General features: G+C 51.7%; 1 protein-coding gene. It reads left to right on the top strand.

What is annotated here, in order from left to right; genetic code table 11:
* On the top strand, positions 1-209 hold a 209-nt coding region (locus ABFY71_RS19275), incomplete at both ends, for a nucleotidyl cyclase domain-containing protein (protein WP_347947495.1).

Raw genomic sequence — 209 nt, 5'->3', positions numbered from 1 at the left:
ATCGCAGTGAATGGCTTAATCGCCGCTGGCATTTGCAGGCGCTGACAGATCCGTTAACGCTCCTACCCAACTTTCGTGCGTTGGAACAAGCGCCGGAGCAAGAGGCGGGCAAGAGTTTTTGCTGCCTGCGCATTGATAATCTTGAGTTTATGAGTCGTCATTACGGCTTAATGATGCGCGTTCACTGTGTCCGCTCAATTTACCGTACG

The sequence above is a fragment of the Devosia alba genome (assembly GCF_039938915.1).
Lineage (GTDB): Bacteria > Pseudomonadota > Alphaproteobacteria > Rhizobiales > Devosiaceae > Devosia > Devosia alba.
This window is presented reverse-complemented; position numbering and strand designations above follow the sequence as displayed.